Annotated in this window: 15 protein-coding genes and 2 pseudogenes; 8 read left to right on the plus strand and 9 right to left on the minus strand. The window is 68.3% G+C overall.

All coding sequences use genetic code 11. The annotated features are described in order from the left end of the window. Positions 1-14: 14 nt before the first annotated feature. From G5C60_RS23455 to G5C60_RS23480, 6 genes and pseudogenes are all read left to right on the plus strand, one after another. A pseudogene (locus tag G5C60_RS23455) lies at positions 15-1,145 on the plus strand (pectate lyase family protein); the annotation flags it as partial. An 89-nt stretch (positions 1,146-1,234) separates the two neighbouring features. Beyond that, the gene (locus G5C60_RS23460; protein WP_165262476.1) at positions 1,235-2,596 is read left to right on the plus strand and encodes an ABC transporter substrate-binding protein; all 1,362 of its coding nucleotides are present in this window, start codon (positions 1,235-1,237) and stop codon (positions 2,594-2,596) included. Positions 2,597-2,795: 199 nt separating this feature from the next. Further along, on the plus strand, positions 2,796-3,587 hold the full coding sequence (locus G5C60_RS23465) for a GDSL-type esterase/lipase family protein (protein WP_165262478.1): 792 nt from the start codon (positions 2,796-2,798) through the stop codon (positions 3,585-3,587). 100 nt (positions 3,588-3,687) lie between these two features. After that, the gene (locus tag G5C60_RS23470) at positions 3,688-4,998 is read left to right on the plus strand and encodes a pectate lyase family protein (RefSeq protein WP_165262480.1); all 1,311 of its coding nucleotides are present in this window, start codon (positions 3,688-3,690) and stop codon (positions 4,996-4,998) included. 2 nt (positions 4,999-5,000) lie between these two features. Then, the gene (locus tag G5C60_RS23475) at positions 5,001-6,113 is read left to right on the plus strand and encodes a pectinesterase family protein (RefSeq protein ID WP_241267010.1); all 1,113 of its coding nucleotides are present in this window, start codon (positions 5,001-5,003) and stop codon (positions 6,111-6,113) included. A gap of 519 nt (positions 6,114-6,632) precedes the next feature. Continuing rightward, positions 6,633-7,265: pseudogene (locus tag G5C60_RS23480) on the plus strand (dienelactone hydrolase family protein); the annotation flags it as partial. 97 nt (positions 7,266-7,362) lie between these two features. Here G5C60_RS23480 and G5C60_RS23485 read toward each other — a convergent pair. Beyond that, a complete protein-coding gene (locus G5C60_RS23485; RefSeq protein ID WP_165262482.1) occupies positions 7,363-9,606 on the minus strand; it encodes a family 43 glycosylhydrolase in 2,244 nt (747 codons plus the stop codon). 225 nt (positions 9,607-9,831) lie between these two features. Here G5C60_RS23485 and G5C60_RS23490 point away from each other — a divergent pair, with 225 nt between their 5' ends. Continuing rightward, positions 9,832-10,989 carry a right-handed parallel beta-helix repeat-containing protein gene (locus G5C60_RS23490; protein WP_165262484.1) on the plus strand — a complete coding sequence of 386 codons (1,158 nt, stop codon included), beginning with the start codon at positions 9,832-9,834 and terminating at the stop codon, positions 10,987-10,989. 96 nt (positions 10,990-11,085) lie between these two features. Here the strand turns inward: G5C60_RS23490 and G5C60_RS23495 are convergent, their stop codons facing one another. The 4 genes from G5C60_RS23495 to G5C60_RS23510 all read right to left on the minus strand — a co-directional run bounded on the left by G5C60_RS23495 (position 11,086) and on the right by G5C60_RS23510 (position 15,196). Further along, entirely contained in the window at positions 11,086-12,768 is a 1,683-nt protein-coding gene (locus G5C60_RS23495; protein ID WP_165262486.1) for a rhamnogalacturonan lyase B N-terminal domain-containing protein, read from the minus strand. Positions 12,769-12,830: 62 nt separating this feature from the next. Beyond that, positions 12,831-13,658 carry a pectate lyase gene (locus tag G5C60_RS23500; RefSeq protein WP_165262488.1) on the minus strand — a complete coding sequence of 276 codons (828 nt, stop codon included), beginning with the start codon at positions 13,656-13,658 and terminating at the stop codon, positions 12,831-12,833. A gap of 123 nt (positions 13,659-13,781) precedes the next feature. After that, a complete protein-coding gene (locus G5C60_RS23505; RefSeq protein WP_165262490.1) occupies positions 13,782-14,633 on the minus strand; it encodes a DotU family type IV/VI secretion system protein in 852 nt (283 codons plus the stop codon). Beyond that, the gene (locus tag G5C60_RS23510) at positions 14,630-15,196 is read right to left on the minus strand and encodes a SigE family RNA polymerase sigma factor (RefSeq protein ID WP_165262492.1); all 567 of its coding nucleotides are present in this window, start codon (positions 15,194-15,196) and stop codon (positions 14,630-14,632) included. Before G5C60_RS23510 ends, G5C60_RS23505 begins: the two co-directional genes overlap by 4 nt. Before the next feature lie 292 nt (positions 15,197-15,488). Here G5C60_RS23510 and G5C60_RS23515 point away from each other — a divergent pair, with 292 nt between their 5' ends. Further along, positions 15,489-16,937, plus strand: coding sequence for an NCS2 family permease (locus G5C60_RS23515; RefSeq protein WP_165262494.1), 1,449 nt, complete (start codon positions 15,489-15,491; stop codon positions 16,935-16,937). A gap of 120 nt (positions 16,938-17,057) precedes the next feature. Here the strand turns inward: G5C60_RS23515 and G5C60_RS23520 are convergent, their stop codons facing one another. From G5C60_RS23520 to G5C60_RS23535, 4 genes are all read right to left on the minus strand, one after another. Continuing rightward, positions 17,058-18,512 (minus strand): peptidoglycan D,D-transpeptidase FtsI family protein, encoded by a 1,455-nt coding sequence (locus G5C60_RS23520; protein WP_165262496.1) that lies wholly within the window; start codon positions 18,510-18,512, stop codon positions 17,058-17,060. A gap of 192 nt (positions 18,513-18,704) precedes the next feature. Further along, complete coding sequence (locus tag G5C60_RS23525) at positions 18,705-19,370, minus strand: response regulator transcription factor (protein WP_165262498.1); 666 nt, start codon at positions 19,368-19,370, stop codon at positions 18,705-18,707. Continuing rightward, positions 19,367-20,647 carry a histidine kinase gene (locus G5C60_RS23530; protein WP_165262500.1) on the minus strand — a complete coding sequence of 427 codons (1,281 nt, stop codon included), beginning with the start codon at positions 20,645-20,647 and terminating at the stop codon, positions 19,367-19,369. The genes G5C60_RS23525 and G5C60_RS23530 overlap by 4 nt, the downstream gene beginning before the upstream one ends. Then, positions 20,644-21,669, minus strand: coding sequence for a hypothetical protein (locus tag G5C60_RS23535; protein ID WP_165262502.1), 1,026 nt, complete (start codon positions 21,667-21,669; stop codon positions 20,644-20,646). Before G5C60_RS23535 ends, G5C60_RS23530 begins: the two co-directional genes overlap by 4 nt. Between the last annotated feature and the right edge of the window lie 20 nt (positions 21,670-21,689).

The following is a 21,689-nucleotide window of genomic DNA, read 5'->3' on the forward strand; positions in this document are numbered from 1 at the left end:
CGTTGGGAGCCGCAATGTCACACCCCCGAGGCAAGCGCTTGCTGAGGCCGAAGGCAGGGCCCGGCCTGGGCAGAGCCATGGCCACCGTCGCAGCCCTCGTGGCCTCTCTGGCGCTGGGCTTGATCACCCCTGCGAAGGCCGTGCCCGTCCAGGACGTCAAGGACGTGCAGGGCGTCACGGACGTGCAGGACGTGCAGGGCGTCCAGGGCGTCAAGGAAAGCGCGACGGCGGCCGCCCGTTGGACCGACCGTCCGCACGGATTCGCCTCCCTCGACGGCGGTACCACCGGTGGCGCGGGCGGCAAGGTCGTCACCGTCACCGACGAGGCCTCGCTCGCGAAGTACGCGGCGGCCGAGGAGCCGTACGTCATCCGGGTGAAGGGCTCCATCGAGATGGCCACCTTCGGCACGGAGATCGCCGTCGGCTCCGACAAGACCATCATCGGCGTGCGCGACACCGCCGAGATCGTCCACGGCGGGCTGAACCTCGACCCGGGCACCCACAACGTCATCATCCGCAACCTCGCCATCCGCGACACGGCGATCGAGGGCAACTGGGACTGCAAGGACACCGACTTCGACGGCATCCGGCTGGAGTCCGTCCACCACGTGTGGATCGACCACATCCGCTTCTCGCGGATCTGCGACGGCCAGCTCGACATCCGCAAGGACAGCGAGTACGTCACCGTCTCCTACAACCAGTTCACGAACAACAACAAGACGTTCGGCATCGGCTGGACACCGAACCTCAGGACGCAGATCACCATCGACCACAACTGGTTCCGGGGCACCAAACAGCGCAACCCGTCCGCCGACAACTGCGCCTACGCGCACCTCTACAACAACTATCTGTCGGAGCAGTTGGCGGACGGCGACCCGACGTGGACGTACGGCAACTGGTCGCGCGGCCGGACCAAGATGGTCATCGAGAACAGCTACTACGACGGCGTCCAGCACCCCTACCAGGCCGATGCCACCGCCGAGTTGGTGCAGCGCGGATCGATCCTGAAGAACACCAGCGGGCGGCATGACGCGTGGGGCGTGGCCTTCGACCCGCGGGACTTCTACAAGTACGAGCTCCACCCGGCCGCCGCCGTACCCGCGCTCGTGAAGAAGTTCTCCGGACCACAAGCGCGGATCGGCACCTGAACCCGATGCCCACGGACACGGAACCCGTGTGCCCACAGACCCCCACAACTTCACAGCTCGACGGATCCAGAAGAAGAGAGCCGACCATGAAGATCAGCATTCGCAGGAGCAGCAGGGGCGGACGGCGTATTGCCACGGCCGCCGCCGTGAGCGTCGTGCTCGCGCTGACCGCCACCGCCTGTGGCGACGACGGCAGCGGGGCGGGCGGTGATGAGGGCGCGGAGGGCAGCGGCAAGGGCAAGATCGTCTTCTGGGACAACAACGGCGGTGTCCGCACCGACATCTGGAAGGAGATCATCGCCGACTTCGAGAAGGCCAACCCGGACATCGACGTCGAGTACGTCGGGATCGCCGCCACCGAGTACCAGTCCAAGGTCGACAACTCCATCCAGGCCGGCGGTCTGCCGGACGTCGGCGGCGTGGGCGCGGCGATGCTCGCCGGGTTCGCGGCCCAGAACGCTCTGGATCCGCTGGACGACCGCCTCGGAAAGTCCTCCCTCAACGGCAAGCTCAACGAGGACATGGTCAAGTCGCTGAAGGCGGCCGGTGGCGGCGACGACAAGCTGTACTCGATCCCGACCTCCGCCAACAACGGTGTCCTCTACTACCGCACCGACCTGTTCGAGAAGGCGGGCCTGGACGAGCCGACCACCTGGGACAAGTTCTACGAGGCCGCCGACAAGCTCACCAACAAGGACAAGAACGAGTTCGGCTACACCATCCGCGGTGGCGCCGGCTCGATCGCCCAGGCACTCGACGCGATGTACGGGCAGTCCGGCATCACGTCCTTCTGGGACTCCAGCGGTGACAAGACGACGGTCAACGACCCGAAGAACGTGGAGGCCCTGGAGAAGTACGTCGGCCTCTACAAGAAGGTCACTCCGGCCGCCGACCTCAACAACGACTTCACCAAGATGGTCTCCCAGTTCGACTCCGGCACCATCGGCATGCTGAACCACAACCTGGGCTCCTACCAGGACCACGTGAAGGCGTTCGGCACCGACAAGTTCCGGGGCATCCCGCAACCCATCGGTGCCGGCGGCAAGCGGGTCCAGGTCTCCAACCCGGTCGACGGCCTCGGCGTGTTCAAGAGCTCGAAGAACAAGGACGCCGCCTGGAAGTTCATCGAGTTCGCCACCACCCAGGCCTCGAACTCCAAGTTCAACGAGTCCGCGGGCCAGGTCCCGGCGAACACCGACGCCGCCAAGGACGCCTGGGTCTCCAAGGCCGAGCCGACCAAGCTCGCCGCCGACGCCCTCTCCGACGGCTCCACCACCATCGTCCAGCTGCCGTACTACCTGCCGGACTGGAACAACCTGAGCAAGGCGGACAACGAGCCCGCGTTCCAGAAGGTGATGAACGGGTCGATGAGCGCGAAGGACTTCCTGGACACGTTTGCCGACCAGCTGAACGAGGCTCAGGCGGAGTGGAACGAGCAGAAGCAGTAACGCTCCGCTTGTTCGGCAGTTGATCGGCTGCAAGTCCGTTGTGGCTGAGCGCGCCCGCGCGGCGGAGCCGCAAATCAGCAGAGCCCCGCGCCCCTGAAGAGGCCTGCGGCCTCCTTAGGGGCGCGGGGGGCACCCCCCTCTTTGAAAGGCGCCGCTGAACGTATCTATCCCGCACGCCTGTTGAGAAAGGCACACTGTCGTGTCGCTCACCCGTAGACAGGTCAGTACGGCGGCTCTTGCCGCCGTTCCGCTCGCCGTTGCTGCGAGCGGGCCCGCCGTTGCCGCCACGTCATCCCGTGGTGCCGGGCGGACCCTCTATATCGCCGGTGACTCCACCGCTGCCCAGAAGTACGCCGACGCCGCGCCCGAGACCGGGTGGGGCATGGCCCTCCCGTTCTTCCTGCGCCGCGACTTGCAGGTCGCCAACCACGCGGTGAACGGCCGGAGTTCGAAGAGTTTCATCGACGAGGGGCGCCTCGACGTCATCCTCGGGGCGATCCGGCCCGGCGACCTCCTCCTCGTGCAGTTCGGGCACAACGACTCGAAGACCGCCGATCCCGCGCGCTACACCGAGCCCTGGACGACGTACCAGGACTATCTGCGTCAGTACCTCGACGGGGCGCGGGCCCGTGGTGCGCGGCCCGTCCTTGCCACCTCCGTGGAGCGCAGGCGGTTCGACGTCGACGGCAACGCCGTGCCCACGCACGGCGACTATCCGGCCTCGATGCGCGCGCTCGCCGGGGAGGAGGGGGTTGCCCTGCTCGACGTCCAGGAGCTGTCGATCGCGCTCTGGCAGAAGCTGGGTGTCGAGGAGACCAAGCGGTACTTCAACTGGACCGCGACCGAGCAGGACAACACTCACTTCAACCCTCCGGGTGGGATTGCCGTGGCCCGGCTGGTTGCGGGTGAGTTGCTGCAGCGGCGGGTGTTGGCGCCACGGGATGTGCGCCGCTTGGACGACGAGATTCCGGAGTCTTGGATCACTTGGTAAGGCCGGTTTGAGGCTGCGGGCCGTATGTGGCTGGTCGCGCAGTTCCCCGCGCCCCTAAGGGGCGCTACACCCCACTCTCCGCTTGAAAGGCCCGTAACCCATGCGTACCCGCATCTGGCATGCCCATGTCATGACATCTGTAATCGGCTGCACCGCCCTTGTTCTCGCCGTCACCGGCACCACCGCCCAGGCGCAGCCCCAGTCCCGCGACCTCGGTCGCGAGACCCTCTCCGCGAACGACGGCTGGGCGTCCGAGGGCGCCGGCACCACCGGTGGATCGGCCGCCGACGCCGCGCACGTCTACACCGTCACCACCTGGGCGGAGTTCAAGGCCGCCCTGAAGGACGGTGGCGACGCGCCCAAGATCATCAAGGTCAAGGGCATGATCGACGCCGTGTCCGAGGGCTGCGAGGCCTTCGTCGCCGGCGGGTACGACCTCCAGCAGTACCTGAAGGACTACGACCCGGCCGTCTGGGGCAACGACGAGGTGGCCAGCGGTCCGCAGGAGGACGCGCGGGTCGCGTCCGCCGCCAACCAGGACGGGGTCATCAAGGCCGCTGTCCCCAGCAACACCACCATCGTCGGCGTCGGCAAGAACTCCGGCATCCTCGGCGGCAGCCTCCAGATCAAGGGCGTCTCGAACGTCATCCTGCGCAACCTGACCATCGAGGCCCCGCTCGACTGCTTCCCGAAGTGGGACCCGACCGACGACAACAAGACCGGCAACTGGAACTCCGAGTACGACGCCGTGGTCGTCTACGGCACCGATCATGTGTGGATCGACCACAACACGTTCACCGACGGGCGCTACCCCGACAGCGAGCGGCCGGTCTACTTCGGCAAGGTCTTCCAGCAGCACGACGGGCTGACGGACATCGTGCGCGGCTCCAACTACGTGACCGTGTCCTGGAACCGCTTCCAGGACCACGACAAGAACATGCTGATCGGGAACAGCGACAGCACCGCCAGTCTCGACTCCGGCAAGCTCAAGGTCACCATGCACCACAACCGCTTCGACGGGATCCTCCAGCGCTCCCCTCGTGTGCGGTTCGGACAGGTCGACGTCTACAACAACCACTACGTGGTGAACGAGGACCAGAAGGACGACTACTACGTCTTCGGCGTCGGCATCTCCTCGCAGCTGTACGCCAGCCACAACTCCTTCTCGCTGCCGCCCGGTGCCGGCGTCGGCAAGGTGCTGAAGAAGTGGAACGAGTCCCCGCTGACCGCCGAGCGCAACTACGTCAACGGGAAGCTGACGGACCTGATCGCCGTGCACAACGCGGAGATCCCCGAGGAGACGTTGCAGCGGGGCGCCGGCTGGACGCCGACGCTGCGCAAGAAGGTCGACTCGCCTCAGGCCGTGCCGGGGATCGTCGGCCACGGCGCGGGTGCCGGAAAGGTCCGCTGACGATGAGCATGCCGACATCACTCAGCAGGCGGTCGTTCGGCGTCGCAAGCGTCGGGGCCGTGCTCGCGCTGGGGCTCGACGGGACCGCCCAGGCGCGCGGGCGGTCCCCGTTCGGGCGCTTCGGGTCGCCGTCAGCACGGCTGACCGAGCGGACCCTGTACGTCCACCCGGGCGGAGCCGGGGACTTCACCACCGTCCAAGCCGCCGTGGACGCCGCCTCCGGTGCCGGATACACGCTGGTCATCGCCCCGGGAACGTACCGGGAGATCGTCAAAGTCCCCGCGGTCAGTGCCGGGCTCACTCTTGTCGGAGCCAGCGAGAACCCCCGTGACGTCGTGATCGTCTACGACAACGCGGCGGGCACGATGAAGCCCGACGGCTCTGGTACGTACGGCACTTCGGGCTCCGCCACCACCACCCTGCAAGCGGCTGACCTCACCGCCCGCTGGATCACCTTCGCCAATGACTGGCTGCGCGCGGACCACCCGGAGATCACCGGCACGCAGGCGGTCGCCGTCAAGGTGATGGGTGACCGTTCGGCGTTCTTCCACTGCCGCTTCCTGGGCCACCAGGACACGCTGTACGCGGACTCGCTGAACCTCTCGCTCTTCGCCCGCCAGTACTTCGCGCACTGTTACGCCGAGGGCGACGTCGACTTCGTCTTCGGCCGCGCAACCGCCGTGTACGAGCACTGCCGCTTCCACACACTGGACCGGGAGGTCGACTTCACGCCCGAGGGCATGGTGTTCGCGCCGTCCACGGCCGGGGCCAATCCGTACGGCTACCTGGCCGTGAGGTGCCGTATCACCAGTGGCGCGGAGGACGGCGCGTACAAGCTGTCGCGTCCCTGGGTGCCCAGTTCCGACACCACGGCCCGGCCGTCCCTGGTCGTCCGCGACACCTGGATCGGCCCGGGCGTCGACGCGGCCGAGCCGTACACCAACATGCGGGACGAGTTCCCGTGGCAGTCCCAGCGGTACGCCGAGTACCGCAACACGGGACCCGGCGCGGAGATCCTCGTCCCGGAGAACCGGCCTCAACTGACAGAAGAGCAGGCCGAGTTGCATGTGCGTCAGACATACCTCGGAGGCTGGAGGCCGTATGGGCGTTGGTGACCAGGCCCCGGTGGGAAGGACGGCGTTCGTCGCGGGAGCGGGCGTAGCCCTGTGAGCCACGCCCGCTCCGTCGCTGTCACCCCTGCCCCGCTGCCAAGGCGGCGGGGCAGGCACTGCGGGAGCATCGTCGAGGGAAACCTCCCCGACTTCTACCGTTCCTTCGCGGCGAGCGGGAGTGAGCCCGCCCACTGGCACGCCCCGAACGGTCTTGGGCGCACTGGTCGTCCGCTTTCGCATCCCAGGCGGCGACACGGATCCTGTCCGTGGTCCGTGCTGGGTGGGCGGAGTCCCTCACGACCCGGCCTGTGGGTGCGGCCAAAGGCTGCGGGGAGGCCCTGAACCATCGCTCCGGTGGAGCAGGGGCCCCGCACGCTGGCACCGCATCCGGCGTCCCAGATCGCACGGCAACGCTACCCCGGCCCGCCCAAGGCACCGCAAGCCCGCGAGTCGACCATCACACGATCGAGTTAAAGCCGACCTCATAGGCGCTTCTAGGCCCAGCAGTTGCCCCCCGCCTCGGGAAGGAGAAGGGCCCGGCGCGGGTACGTCGTCCTCGCCGTGGACGCCCTCGGCTGGGGCGACCGCGGCCCCCTCGTCTACGAGCAGCAGCAGGCGCTCGCCGGCAACTTGTACAACCTGGGCTCGTCCCTGGCCGGGCTCATGGCCCAAGAGGACGTACGCGCCGCCCGGTTCCTGGCCGGCCTCGATCGCGTCGACGGGCGGCGCGTCGCGGCCCTCGGCTTCTCCATGGGCGCCTACCGGGCCTGGCAGACCGCCGCGCTCAGCGACGACATCGCGGCCGGGGTGAGCGTGTGCTGGATGACCGGGCTCAAGGAAATGATGGTGCCCGGCAACAACACGCTGCGTGGGCAGTCCGCTTTTCACATGCTGCACCCCGGGCTCGCCCGGCATCTCGACATCCCTGATGTAGCGAGCATCGCCGCGCCCAAGCCGTTGCTGTTCTTCAACGGCGGCTTGGACACGTTGTTTCCTCCGGAAGGGGTGCGGGTGGCTTATGGCAAGCTGCAGCTCGTTTGGCGTGCTTGCCGGGCCGAGTCGCGGTTGCGGTTGGAGATGTGGCCCGAGGTGGGCCACGTCTTCAACTCGCGTATGCAGGACGAGGTTTACGGATGGTTGGACGCCGTCCTGTGAGGCTTGTTCGAAGCTGCGGGTTCGTTGTGGCTGGTCGCGCAGTTCCCCGCGCCCCTAGATAGGCCTGCGGCCTCTCTTAGGGGCGCGGTGCTGCACCCTACTTCCGTACCGGTCTGATCGACTCAAGAGTCGGTACCACCGGCTTGATCGTGCCGTCGGGCGCGAACTCCATGCGGTCGATGGTGGTCTCGCGGTTCGTGCCCTCTCCGCCCGGCCTGCCGGGGCCGTTCAGCGCGAACCGGTGGTAGACCATGTACCAGTCGTCCGTGCCGGGGGCGTTCACCACCGAGTGGTGGCCGGTGGCCTTGATGCCGTACTCGGGGCGCTTGGACAGGATCGTGCCCTTCTTGGTCCACGGGCCGAGCGGGGACGGGCCGGTGGCGTACGCGACGTGGTAGTTCTCGCTGCGTGTGTCGTCCTCGGACCACATGTAGTAGTACGTGCCCTTGCGCTTGATCACGAAGGCGCCCTCGCGGAAGTTGTCCGGGGTGATGTCCTTCACCTTCGTCGCGTCGAACGACACCATGTCGTCGTTCAGCGGGACGACGTAGCCGTGCCCGTTGCCCCAGTACAGGTATGACTTGCCGTCGTCGTCCGTGAAGACCGCCGGGTCGATCATCTGGCCCTGGAACTGGCCTCCCTTGGCGACCAGCGGCTTGCCCAGCGCGTCCTTGAAGGGACCGGCGGGGGAGTCCGCGACCGCGACGCCGATCTGCTGCTCGGCGCAGAAGTAGAAGTAGTACTTGCCGTCGCGCTCCGCGATCGCCGGGGCCCAGGCGTTCTTGTCGGCCCAGGACACGTCAGGGCCCAGGTCGAGGATCTCGCCGTGGTCCTTCCAGTGCACCAGGTCCTTTGACGAGAAGGCCTTGAACTTGGTCCCGCTCCAGCCCGGGAAGCCGTCCGTCGTCGGGTAGATCCAGTAGCGGCCGTCCATGTACTTGACGTCGGGGTCCGCGTAGAGGCCGGGCAGGACCGGGCTGCGCGTCGGCACCGCCTCGACCGTCCAGGTGCGTTTCGTGCCGTTCGCCGCGGTCACGGTGTACTTCTGCGGTTTGCGGAAGTCGCGGCGCGTACCGGACTTCGGGCTCACCGTCGCTCCCTTACCCACCCACAGCTTGGGCGCGAGCCGCGAGAGGTCGGCGTCGGGCTCCATCGGCAGGACGACCTTCGAGGCGTCCTCTGTGACGACCGCGTACCCCTTCTGGTCGCGCGCCGTCGCGTCCACCACCGAGGCGGGGCTCGCCGGATACGCGGCGAGCAGCCGGTCGTACTCCTCCTGCGTCACCGGCATGACCGTGCCGTGCCGCGGGCTCGCGGGCAGCTGGTAGTTCTTCGACATCGTCCACTTGCCCGAGTCGAGGTCGGTCGTCTCGAAGGGGACGTAGCCGCGGCCGCCGTACTCGTCGATGAACAGGTACCACTTGTTCTCGGTGTTCGACTTGAAGACCGTGGGGCCCTCGCCGCGGTCGATCGACCCGCTGCCGATGCAGTCGGACACGAAGTCGTACGAGGTGTCCGTGAGCGAGGCCGACTTCTCACCGGTGATGAACTTCGAGCAGGGGTTGCTGGAGCCGGGGTCCCGCTCGTCCTTGGTGTAGCGGTAGTAAGTGCCCTTGTGCTTCACGACGGTCGAGTCGATGACCGAGTAACCCGGGTCGTTCCAGACCTTGGGCTCGCTGAAGGTGCGGAAGTCCTTCGTGGTCGCGTACATCATTTTGTTGTACGTCGAGCCGGTGTGGTCCGGGTCGTCGTCGGCGTACAGCTTCGAGGCCCAGAAGACGACGAACTCACCGAGCGTGTCGTCCCAATAGGCTTCGGGCGCCCAGGTGTTGCCCGCGGTGTCGGGGGAGACCTTCACCAGGCGCTGGTCGGTCCAGTTCACCAGGTCCGTGGACTCCCAGACCATGATCGACTTGCTGCCGTGCCGCTGGACGTAGTCCCAGCTGCCGCTGGAGTTCTGGTACATCTTCAGGTCGGTCGCGATCATGTAGAACTTGTCGCCCTTGGGGGCGCGGATCACGAACGGGTCCCGCAGGCCCTTCTCTCCGACGGTGGAGGTGAGGACGGGCTTTCCGGCGTTCAGCTCCCGCCAGTGCAGCGGGTCGTTGCCGCGGCTGAGGGCGTAGCGGATCTGCTCGCCGTCGGCGGTGCCCTCGCCGGTGAAGTACGAGAAGAGATAGCCGGCGTACTTCGGCTTGGCCTTCTGCGAGGCTCTGTCGGCTCTGTCCACTGGTTGTGCTCCGGTTTGTGCGGGACTGGGGGGCGCTGCCAGCAGGCTCAGGAACAGGGCGAGCAGCGCTGACAGGGACATCAGGAGGGTGCGGGCGGTGCGGGGTCGCATGACACATCCTGTGGGAGTCTGGTGGTTTCTGTTGGGGTGAGCTGCCCTGGGAGTGTCACCAGCGGGGAACGACGCGTCAATCGGTGCGACTGGGACTGGTGCGAGCGAAAGTTTCGATTCGTTTTCGCATGGAGCGGCAACCCATTCCGGCCACGGCGGCGACCAGAGACCAGAAGCGGGCTCCGGCCCGTCTCTTGTCCCCGACTCCTAGGAAAGGAACGCCCCGTGCGCCAGAGCGCCGGACGCCATCGCAGGACCCGCACCCTCTCCATCGCCGCCGCGGTGGCCGTCGCCGCGGGGGCAGGTGGCGCATACCTCGGCTTCTCGAACGACGGGGCCAGCGCCGCCGCCACCAAAACGGTCACCGTGTCCACCACCGCGCAGCTGGAAGCCGCGGTGAAGGGCGCCGCGGCCGGCACCACCATCCAGGTGCGCGGCGGCACGTACTACCCGATGAAGAGCCTCAAGTCGCAGGCGAACGGCACCCGTTCGGCCCGGATCACGCTCAAGGCGGCCCCTGGCGCGAAGGTGCGGATCGACGGCTCGAAGCTGCCCGACGGCTCCTGGCTGGCCGGGATCTACGGCGACTACTGGACCGTGCAGAACCTCACCTGGCAGAACTCGCCGGCTCACGGCTTCGTCGCCACCTCCTCCGTCGGCGGCGTCTTCAAGAACCTCGTCACGGCGAACAACGGCGACTCCGGCTTCACGCTGCGGGGCGACGGCACGACCGGCAACCTCGTGCAGAACCTGGACAGTTACGGCAACTACGACGCCGCGGGTCACGGTCAGAACGCCGACGGGATCGCCGTCAAGTTCGGCTCCGGCACCGGCAACAAGATCACCGGCGCCCGCCTCTACAACAACTCCGACGACGGCCTCGACCTGTGGCAGTTCTCCAGCCGCGTCACCATCGAGCACTCCTGGGCGTACGGAAACGGCAGGAACCGCTGGAAGGACCCCGCCTTCGAGGGCAACGGCAACGGCTTCAAGCTCGGCGGCGGAGGTGCCTCGGTCGCCCACGTCGTCACCTACAACGCGGCCTGGAACAACACCAAGCACGGCTTCACCGAGAACTCCAACCCCGGTGCCATGAACGTGAACCGCAACACCGCGTACGCCAACACCAAGTCCGGTTTCTACTTCGCCACCGGCAAGGCCCGGCTCGGCAAGAACCTCGCCGTGGGCAACAAGGACAGCCGCTCCAAGCTCGGCAGGTCCACCGTTTCCGCGGGCAACAACTGGGACAAGGGCGTCACCACCCCGGCCTTCAGGTCCACGAAGGCGTCCACCGCGTACGGCGCCCGCAAGGCGAACGGCTCGCTGCCCGCGACGACGTTCCTGACGACCGGCTCCACGACCGTCGGTGCGACGATGAGGTGATCCCCCGAGAAACCCATGGGGCACGGGAACGCCCCCGCCGTTTGACCTCCCCAGGTCCGGCGGGGGCGTTCCGTTTGCTGACCCGGTGGGGGGGGCTCAGGCCAGCAGATCGATGCAGTCGAACGACGTGCCCGGGCTGAGGAACGCGGACCCGGAGGAACCGCTGACGATGTTCAGCTTGAGCACGTTGTACTGACCGGTGTCCGACTTCCACGCGCTCGCCGGCACGTTGTACGTGAACGTGTGGTTGTTGCCCCGGTACGAGCCCGTGGTGAGGGACCGCGTCGAGGGCTGCGTGGGTGCCGAGGGGATCGCCGACACCCAGTCGTTGACCGTCACGCGTGGCCGCCCGTTGATGTAGGCGTTCGTCACGCCGACGCGCAGGGTGTGCGCGGCGGCGGCCTGGGCGGCGGTCAGCCTGAAGTAGACGAGGATGCCGTCGTTGACGTCCTTCCACATGTACGCGGGGAAGGACGCGGCCTCGTCACCGCTGCCGATGGTGACGTTGCCCGTCCACTTCGACGCGCGCACATCGGACGGATGCGCGTACGTCATCAGCTTGGCGTTCTTGAACTCGCCGGGCGTACCGTTCCAGCTCCCGAGCCGCCAGATCGTGTCGGCGGTGCCCGGATCGCCGCTGATGGTGAGGGTGTTGAGGGCCGTGGTACCGCCCGCCGTCACCTTCACCTCCCGGGTGTGCACGGCGAGTTCACCCTTGAAGACGGTGAGCGTGTACGTCCCCGGGAGCATGCCCGGACATGAGAAGGCACCCGTGCCGGAGGCGGCCTTCGCCCAGTACTGCGCATCGTCGTTGGCGAAGCCCACGGTGTACGCGTGGTCCGCGTCCATGCCCTTCAGCCCGACGCCCGACACCTTGCCCCGGCCGGACTTTCCGACCCAGCCGGAGATGCCGAGGCCGTCCACCCACGAGGTGTCGAGGTTCCTCGCGAACAGCGACGACGACGGCGTACCCCCGTCCGTGAAGGACAGGACGTACGGACCCTGCAGACCGAAGCGCATCGCCTCGGTCTGCGACTGGTTGTAGTGCAGGATCTCGTACAGGCCCACGCCGCCGTCGTTCGAGTGGCGCAGCAGCGAGCGGTAGAACGGGCCGCCCGACGCCTTCTCGTGGTTGGAGCGCACCATCCAGAGCCCCACCGAGCCGGTGGTGTAGCCGACGTGGTCGTAGTCCATGACCCGCACGCCCGAGTAGTGCTTGGAGCGGGTCTGGCCGTTCGACTTCTTCCAGACGTCGCCCGCCTCGATGATCGTGTCGGCGGCCTCCACCCAGGAGTCGGCACCCTCGTTCGGGAAGATCCCCGCCTTGATCCGGGCGATGTAGCGGGTCGCCGTGAACGACGTGTCGGCCTTGTTCGTCCACATGTAGACGTTGTTCTGGCCCTGGCGCGCCGCGTAGTAGTGCCTGAGCGTGCCGTGCACCACCGTGACCAGGATCGTCGACCCGGACTGCTTGATGCCCACGGTCGACGCGCCGAGCCCCGACTCCACGTGCGAGTGCTTGCCGCCGTAGCCCTCGTACTCCTTGCCCTTGTAGACCAGCGACGTCAGGTCGCCGGTCGACTTGGAGACCTTGAAGACGAGGGAGGCGCCCGTGTCGATCACATGGTTGGCGCCGTCGTCGGAGTGGCCGAAGGTCGCGGCCGACGCCGAGGAGAGCAACCCGGCGCCGGCCGCGACCGCCGCGCCGGAGCCGGCCACGCCCACGGCGGACGCGGCAAGCAGCCGGCGACGGGTGAGGTGCTTTCTGTGCGTGCTCAAGAGTGGTGCTCCAGGTGCTGGGTTGCTCGGTCGGGTTGCTCGGTTACCGGACTGTGCTGCGGTTACTTGTAGGTGATGTCGGACGCCTTGTAGTTGCAGTGCGTGCCGTCGGCGTCGCTGCCGGCCTCCTCCGGCTCGTCACCGGTGTCGTTGCCGTTGTACTTCTGGCACGGCACGATCTCCTTGTCGCTGTCGCCGGTGATCGTGACCTTCCGCAGGGTCGCGGAGTCGCCGTAGTTCTGGTTGATGCCGACCAGGCGCCCGCCGGGGGCGGTCACGTCGAGGCCGTTGAAGCTCACGCTGCGCTTGTACTGCGTCGAGCAGTTGCCGCAGGAGCGGTAGAGGGTCTTGAAGTCCTGGACCGCGAAGTCCGTGACGGTGAGCTTGCCGCCGCCGTTGTGCTGCAGGACCTTGTCCTCCGCGCCCTTGGCACCGCCGCCCGTGATGGTGAAGGTGGCCGACTCGCCGCCGCGGAACGTGGCGGCGTCCTCGCCGACGTCCTCCCACCAGACGTTCTGCAGCGTGCAGGTGCCCTCGCAGTGGACTCCGTCGGCGCCGGGCTTGCCGATGACGACGTTCTTCAGCGTCGCGCCGTCCGCGAGCTCGAAGATCGGGTCGCCGCCCTCTTCCTGACCGTCACCGGCCAGGTCGCCGCTGCCGTAGAAGCGCTTCATCTCGCCGTCCCGGACACCTTCCACCGGGATCGTCTTGGAGACCGCCTCGCTGCCGTTGGGGGTCGGCCACTCGGCGGCGGCGTTCGCCGACGACATTAAGGTGCCGGCGAAGACTGCGGCTCCGGTCAGGCCTAATGCGGACACGCCGCCGATCACGGCGTGCGTCCGGCTGAACCTGCGGCGGTGGCGTGCGCGCTGCTGTGTTTCTGAAGTCATGTTCCGTTTCCTCGAGTGGGGGGAAGACCTTGCGTCTCCCTGGTTGCCACTCGGACGGAGGAGGTTGCCGCTCCCCGGAACTTTTTTCAGACGCCCGTCGTTATGCGTCTCTCAAGCCGTCGGCTACGAGTCGCCGTCGTCGGTGTCCTGGCGCGCGAAGTCGCCCTGCACGCCCACCTGTCGGCCGTCGGCCTGCGCGGTGGCCGCGTAACGGTCGTCGCCGGCGTCACGGCCGCCGCGGTCGTGGTCGTACTGCCCGGCGAACACGAACTCGCCGACCGGGACCGTACGGCCCTCCTTGAGCTCCCACGTGTAGACGAGGAAGCCGTCCCGCTCGCCGGCCGTCAGCACGAAGTCGTCCTCGGGCAGCGAGCGCCAGGCGCCCGTCGAGGTGACTCCGCCGGTCTGCTTGATGCGCAACTCGACGCTGAGCGAGGTGAGTTGCTTGTCCGTCCGCACCGTCACATTGCTCTGCGCCCAGAACTCGTTGCTGTGCGGGTCGACCGAGCCGTCCGACCAGAGCGGGCCCTCCTCGGTGCCGGCGTCCGGGGGCGGAGTGACGGCCGGGGGAGGCTCCGGCGGCCTGACCGGCAGCGACTCGGCCGCGGTCGGCTCGTCGGGACGTGGGGAACTCGTCGGGTCCGGAGGGATCTCGCCGCGGCTCGACTGCTCCGGCGACGGGTCGGGAGTCGGCGTCACCGCCACGGTCTGCTGGGCCCGGTCGTCGTCCTTCAGCGCGGACGCCGCCGCATAACCGCCCACCGCGAGAACCCCCGCGACCGCGGCCGTGGCACCGACGACACGCGCCCAGCCCAGTACCGGGGGCCGCTGGGAAGAAGGACGCCGAGAGCTCTCGGCCTCCGTCATGCCGCGCTCGACCCGGGCCAGGATGCGCGCGCGGTCGGGCTCGTGCGCCCCGGCCGCCTCATGCAGCCGGGCGCGCAGCCTGTCGTGTGCGTCGCGCTGCCCGGTCACGGGTTCCTCCCTCCGGCCCCACCGGTGCGCAGCACCGCCGCGTGCACGTGGCTCGGGCCGTCCGCACTGCCCAGCAACCGCTGCAACTCGGCCATTCCCTTCGACGTCTGGCTCTTCACCGTACCGACCGAGATGCCCAGAGCGAGCGCGGTGTCCTTCTCCGAGAGGTCGAAAGCGTGCCGAAGCACCACACACGCCCGCTTGCGGAACGGCAGTCTGCGCAGCGCCCCCTGGACATCGACCACGCCCGGGACGTCCGGGTTCTCGCTGCTCTCCTCGCGCTGCGACCAGAACAGTGTGATCCGTCTGCGCTCGCGCACCGCGCTGCGGATCCGGCTGCGCGCCAGATTGGCGACCACACCACGTGCGTACGCCACCGGATGGTCCGCCGCCCGCACCCGGTCCCAGCGGTGCCACATCGCGAGCAGCGCGTCCGCCGCCAGATCGTCCGCGGCGTCCGACTCACCGGTCAACAGATGGGCCAGGCGCGCCAGCTCTGCATAGTGCCGCTCGAAGAAGTCGTGGAACTCCACGGAGGCTGCGTCGTCGACGACAGTGCCCACGGGCGACCTCTCCCCTGATGATCCCGGGCAGTACGGTTGACTGCCTGCGCAGTGCGTGCGATGCCTGAGGCGTGCGTAGTGCGTATACGGACCCCGTGTGTCACCCGTGAAGGAATGGTGCACCTGTGGGGTGAGATTCGAGAGAGTAGCAGGCGCCCGTACGGGACTTCGAAGGTCGTGCGGTAGGCCGAACCCCATTCCGTAACACGGAGAAAACCCGAAAGCGGATCAACACCGGGAACAATCCAGCCAGCATCCGCACACCCAGTACGCAGTAACGAGGAGCATCCGCATGTCCGGAGAACAGAAGGTGGCCGACCGGCCAAGTGCCGCACCAACCCCGGCGAACAGCGTCGACCGGTTCTTCAAGATCTCCGCCAGGGGATCCACCTTCGCCCGGGAGATCCGCGGCGGCTTCGCCACGTTCTTCACGATGGCGTACATCCTTGTCCTGAATCCCATCATCCTGGGCAGCGCCCAGGACAAGTTCGGACAGCGGCTCGACAGCGTCCAGCTGGTCACCGCCACCGCCCTGGTCGCCGCCGTGATGACCGTCATCATGGGCGTCGGCGGCAATCTGCCGCTCGCGCTGGCCGCCGGTCTCGGCCTCAACGCCGTCGTCGCCTTCCAGATCGCCCCGCTGATGAGCTGGGACGACGCGATGGGCCTGATCGTGCTGGAAGGTCTGCTGATCTGTGTCCTTGTGGTGACGGGCCTGCGTGAAGCCGTCATGCACGCGATACCGCAGCCGCTGAAGCAGGCGATCAGTGTCGGCATCGGCCTGTTCATCGCGTTCATCGGCTTCGTCGACGCCGGGTTCGTCAGCCGGATCCCGGACGCGGCGAACACCACCGTGCCCGTGCAACTGGGCGCCACCGGCGCGCTGACCGGCTGGCCGATGCTCGTGTTCTGCCTCGGAGTGCTGCTGACCATCGGGCTGATCGCCCGCAAGGTCAAGGGCGCGATCCTGATCAGCATCGTCACCATGACGATCCTCGCGATCATCATCAACTCGGCCGCCGACATCAAGAGCTGGGGCCTGACCACGCCCGAGTGGCCCGAGAAGCTGGTCGACACCCCCGACTTCGGGCTGATCGGCGACTTCAGCCTGTTCGGCGCCTTCGGCGAGGCCGGCGCGATCACCGTCGTCCTGCTGATCTTCACCCTCATCCTCTCGGACTTCTTCGACACCATGGGCACGGTCGTCGGCGTCAGCGCCGAGGCGGGGCTGCTGGACGAAGAGGGCAGGGTTCCCAACCTCGGCCGGGTGCTGCTGATCGACGGCGCCGCCGCGGTCGCGGGCGGCGCTGCCTCGGCCTCCTCGTCGACCTCGTACATCGAGTCGGCGGCGGGCGTCGGCGAGGGCGCGCGCACCGGCTTCGCGAACCTGGTCACCGGCGGCCTCTTCGCCCTCGCCCTGTTCATGACCCCGCTGCTGACCATCGTCCCGCTCCAGGCGGCGGCGGCCGCCCTCGTCGCGGTCGGGTTCCTGATGATGACTCAGGTCAAGCACATCGACTGGGACAGGTACGAGATCGCCATTCCCGCGTTCCTGACGATCGCCGTGATGCCCTTCACGTACTCGATCACCAACGGCATCGGGGCCGGCTTCCTCGCGTACGTCCTCATCAAGACGGTCCTGGGCAAGGCGAAGGACGTGCACTGGCTGCTGTGGGGCGCGTCGGCGATGTTCCTGGTGTACTTCGCGATCGATCCGATCGAGCAACTGCTCGGCGTGTAGAGGCGCGTAAGCGCTCCGCTGGAAGAGCGGTGATGAATCTGCGGGCCGGTGGGGGCTGGTCGCGCAGTTCCCCGCGCCCCTTACGGGGCGCGGTACTGCGCCGGACTTCAGCAAGGCCGCCTAGTCCTGTAGCGCCGCCTCCATCACGGCCTTCGCCACCGGCGCCGCGAGCCCGTTGCCGCTGACCTCCGAGCGAGCCGCGTCCGACTGCTCGATGATCACGGCGACGGCCACCTCCTTGCCCGTGGAGTCGTCCTTCGCATAGGACGTGAACCAGGCATACGGCGTCTGGCTGTTGTTCTCGCCGTGCTGGGCCGTACCCGTCTTGCCGCCCACGGTCGCGCCGGAGATCTGCGCGTTCGTGCCCGTCCCGTCGTCGACGACCGTCTGCATCGCGGACTGCAACTGCTCGGCCGTGGAGGAGCTGACGATCTCCTTCGTGTCCGTGTTGTCGTCGTAGTCCCGCAGCACATTGCCGCTCGCGTCGCTGATCTGGGACACCATGTGCGGCGAGACCAGCTCCCCGCCGTTGGCGATGGCCGCCGACACCATGGCCATCTGCAACGGGGTCGCCGTGACATCGAACTGCCCGATGCCCGACAGCGCCGTCTGCGCCTTGTCCATGTCCGAGGGATAGACGCTCTCGTACGCCCGCACCGGAACGTCCTGCTCCGAGTTGTTGAAGCCGAACTTCTCCGCCATCTCCCTGACCTTGTCCTGGCCCAGGTCGACGGCCATCTTCCCGAAGACGTTGTTGCACGAGTACTGCAGGGCCACCCGGATCGTGGCGTCCTCACAGGGCGCCGACGCGTTCTCGTTGTCCAGCACGCTGGTCGAGTCCGGCAGCGGGTACGGGTTCGGGCTGTCCGTCTTCTCGTCCACCGACGAGTACAGCCCGTCCTCCAGGGCGGCGGCCGCGACGACCAGCTTGAACGTCGAGCCCGGCGGCAGCGGCTGGCGCAGCGCCCGGTTCGTCATCGGCTTTTCCGGGTCCTTGGTCAGCTCCTTCCAGGCCGCGGAGTCCGTGGAGCCGCTGATCCTGGAAGGGTCGTACGAGGGAGTGGACACGACACCGAGGATCTTGCCGTTCGACGGGTCGATCGCGACGGCCGCGCCCTTCGTGTCGCCGAGCGCGTCGTACGCGGCCTTCTGCACAGCCGGGTCGATCGTCGTGATCACATCGCCCGGATCGGCACGCTTGCCGGTGAGCGAGTCCACCGGGTTCTTCAACCGGGTGTCCGTGCCGTCCAGCAGATCCTTGTAGATGCCCTCGAGCTGCGTCGCTCCGTACACCTGCGAGCTGTACCCCGTGACCGCCGAGTAGAGACTGCCGTCGGTGTACGTCCGCTGGTACTTGAGGTCACCGCTGTCCGCCACCTTGGAACCGGTGATCGCGTCGCCGGCCACGACGATGTTCCCGAGCGGGTACGCGTACTGCTCGATCACGTTCCGCCGGTTGTCCTTGTTCTCCGCGAGCGCCTTGCCGTCGTAGAACTGCACCCAGGTCGCCCTGACCAGCAGGGCGAGCACGAGGAGCAGCGCGAAGACGGAGGCGCGCCTGATCGTCTTGTTCATCGCGTTGTAGAAGACGAGGGAAGGGGGGTGATTCGTTCCCTTCGGCCCGCTTTCTCATGCGTACTTCATGAAGCGAGCCCCGCCAGGAGCGCCCCAAAGGGGCGCGGGGCTGTATCAATTTGCGGCTCCGCCGCGTGGGCGCGAGCAACCACGAACGAGCCGCAGCCGGCAACCAACAGCACCCCTACGGCGCTACACCGAGCCCTTCAGAAAGCCGGCTTCGTAAGCCGCGATAACGGCCTGCGTACGATCCCTCGCCCCCGTCTTCGCCAAAACCGCCGCCACATGCGACTTCACCGTCGCAGCCCCAACCCCCATACGCCCCGCAATCTCCGCATTGGTAAGCCCGCCGGCCATCAGCCGAAGCACCTCCCCCTCGCGAACGGTGAGCTTCGCAACCCACGACGGCGGTGCCGCGCCCGCGCGCGCATACTCCGTGGCGAGCGCCCGCACCGCCCCCGGGAAGAGCAAGGTGTCGCTGCGCGCGACCAGCCGTACCGCCTGGACCAGCGCGTCCGCCTCCGCCCGCTTGAGCAGGAAACCGGAGGCGCCCGCGCGCAGCGCCTCGTACACGTACGCGTCGTTCTCGAAGGTCGTCACGACGACGACGCGCGGCGGCGCGTCGAGCGTGGTGAGGATCTGCTCGGTGGCGCGGATGCCGTCGATCTCCGGCATGCGTACGTCCATGAGGACCACGTCGGGCCTCAGCTCCCGCACGACGGACACCGCCTCCGCGCCGGTCGTCGCCTCGCCCACGACCTCCAGGTCCGGTTCGGAGGTGAGGATCGCGCGGAGCGCGGTGCGGACCATGCGCTCGTCGTCGGCGAGAACGACACGGATCGTCGGGCTGGTGGTCATGCGGGTCCCTCAATCGTCGCGGATCTTTCGACGGGCAGTCGTACGTGCAGGCGCCAGACCCCGTCCACCGGGCCGGTCGCGGTCGTACCGCCCAGCAGCCGGGCCCGGTCGGCGACGCCGCGCAGGCCGTGACCGCCGCCGGGGCGGGGAGCGGCGGCCCGGGAGGTGACGGCCTTCGGCAGCGGGTTCTCCAGCGTGATCTCCAGCTCCTTGCCGGTCACCTCGATCCGCAGGGACACGGTGACCTGGTCGCCCGCGTGCTTGAGGGCGTTGCTCAGCCCTTCCTGCACGATGCGGTACGCCTCCCGGGAGACGAGCGGTGGCAGCGTCTCGGGGTCCGCTTCCGCCGCGGCCGTTATCCGGAGACCGCCCGCGCGAGTGCGGCGCAGCAGGCCGTCGAGGTCGGCGAGGGTCGGCGCGGGGGACGTGTCGGCTCCCTCGCACTCCCTCAACACGCCCAGTACGGCGTCGAGTTCGCCCACCGTACGACGCGTCGTGTCCTCGATCGCGGCCAGCGCCTCGCGGACGAACTCCAGGTCGCTGTCCAGGACCCGGCGGGCCGCGCTCGCCTGGAGCGTGACGGCGCTCAGGGCGTGGCCCACGGAGTCGTGCAGCTCACGCGCGAGCCGGTTGCGTACGGCGAGGTCGGCGGCGCGGGCCTCGGCGGCGGCGAGCCGGTCCTCGGGCGTGGGCCCGAGCAACTCGGGCGCCCAGCGGGCCAGGAGTGTACCGGCGCCCGCCGCGCAGCCGGCGAGGGCCAGCAGGCAGGCGACGCCCGCGACCGGCGACAGCGCCAACACCCAGGTGTGATCGACGACTTCGGGCAGTCCCAGCCGGGAGTCGCGCAGCCCCGCGAAGACGGGCAGCGCGATCAGCACCGCCGCGAAGGGCGGCACCGCGAGGGACATCCCGGCGATGATCCCGCCGAACCCCAGGTGCACCGTGAACCATGCCGCCGTCCGCCCCCTCGCCGCACCGGTCCGCGCGGGCCCGTCGGCGAGCCGGTCACCGTCGACACCGCACAGCGCCCGGACCGCGGCCACCGACATCGGCCGGGTCAGCGGGAACAGGGAGGTGATCGCGGCGAGGGGTAACCCGACGGCGAACGCGGACAGTTGGGGGAACAACGACCCGGTGTCGTCCCGCGGTCCGACGACGAAGCTCACGATGACCTCGCCGACGAAGACGTACGGCATGGCGAGTGCGCCGCCCAGGATCAGATGGATCCACCGGCGGCGCGTCCGCCGTCCGAACAGGGTCCGCGCGAAGGCGCTCACGCCGGCCGTTGCGCGGCGCGGGACCGCTGGCGGGAGCCGGATCGCCGCGCGGCGCCGGACCGCTCCGCGAAGAAGTGCACGCCTACGGTGACCACGAGCATGCCGACGATCATCTGCCCAGCGTAAGTGAGGTTCAGCAGCGCCGTCGGCCGCTCGGAGATGTCGTCCACACCGGTGAGTGAGGCGACCGAAAGCCAGCCGCCCCAGCAGGCCATGACGCCGGAACCGATCCAGGCGAGGGCGAGCGGGGCCTTCACGGGCAGCGTGCGGCCGCGCCGGAAGGCGAGCAGCCACCCGCCCGTGACGGCGGCGGCGAGGAAGACGAAGTACAACGCTTCCAGCACGTGGAAGTCCCCGGTGCGATCGGCGATCCGGCCTTCGGGGAGCCCGGCGGTCGCGCCGCACGCCCACGCCACGTGCATGGCGGCGGGGAACAGGGCGACCACGGCGGCGGCCACGGCGAGCGTGCGTGGCGCCGTACGCCCCGGACCGTCCGGCCACGCCTGCCACACATGCCCCCACCGATCCCGCGCGTACAGCATGAAGAGCGCACCGAGCGTGAGCGCCTGCACGATGAACCCCGTGTAGACGACCGCGAACACCCACTCGTCGAGAAACGCCTCCTGCCCCGTCCCCACGTCCCCGCCGGACACCTTGACCAGGAGCGTCAGGGGAAACCCCGCCACGATCGGCGCCAGCAGCCCGCCGGCCACCCACATCGGCACCATCAGCAGCCAGGCGGGCACCCGCCGGCCCCACGGCCGGGTGAGCAGCAACGCGAGCACGATGACGGCCGCGTCCATCACGACGGTGACGCTGTTGGCGACGGCCATCGTGGCCCGGTGGTCGAGCAGGGAGCTGCCCTCGGGAATCCCGATCCGGCTTCCCCCGATCCACGCCACCTTGAGGGTCAGATACGGCAGACAGGACCCGATGGCGATGGCGCGCAGCGCACGACGGCCCCGACCGAGGAGCGCCGGAGCTGTGGCCGGGGGCGGCTCCGAGGCGGATATCTGTGTCATACGCCCACACTCCCGCCCGC

The organism is Streptomyces scabichelini (assembly GCF_011045015.1).
GTDB lineage: Bacteria > Actinomycetota > Actinomycetes > Streptomycetales > Streptomycetaceae > Streptomyces > Streptomyces scabichelini.

Bases quoted from the DNA above. Each gene is read 5' to 3' on its own strand.
- G5C60_RS23460 (WP_165262476.1), top strand. From the start codon at position 1,235: ATGAAGATCAGCATTCGCAGGAGCAGCAGGGGCGGACGGCGTATTGCC.
- G5C60_RS23470 (WP_165262480.1), top strand. From the start codon at position 3,688: ATGCGTACCCGCATCTGGCATGCCCATGTCATGACATCTGTAATCGGC.
- G5C60_RS23475 (WP_241267010.1), top strand. From the start codon at position 5,001: ATGAGCATGCCGACATCACTCAGCAGGCGGTCGTTCGGCGTCGCAAGC.
- G5C60_RS23485 (WP_165262482.1), bottom strand. From the start codon at position 9,606: ATGCGACCCCGCACCGCCCGCACCCTCCTGATGTCCCTGTCAGCGCTG.
- G5C60_RS23500 (WP_165262488.1), bottom strand. From the start codon at position 13,658: ATGACTTCAGAAACACAGCAGCGCGCACGCCACCGCCGCAGGTTCAGC.
- G5C60_RS23515 (WP_165262494.1), top strand. From the start codon at position 15,489: ATGTCCGGAGAACAGAAGGTGGCCGACCGGCCAAGTGCCGCACCAACC.
- G5C60_RS23520 (WP_165262496.1), bottom strand. From the start codon at position 18,512: ATGAACAAGACGATCAGGCGCGCCTCCGTCTTCGCGCTGCTCCTCGTG.
- G5C60_RS23525 (WP_165262498.1), bottom strand. From the start codon at position 19,370: ATGACCACCAGCCCGACGATCCGTGTCGTTCTCGCCGACGACGAGCGC.
- G5C60_RS23535 (WP_165262502.1), bottom strand. From the start codon at position 21,669: ATGACACAGATATCCGCCTCGGAGCCGCCCCCGGCCACAGCTCCGGCG.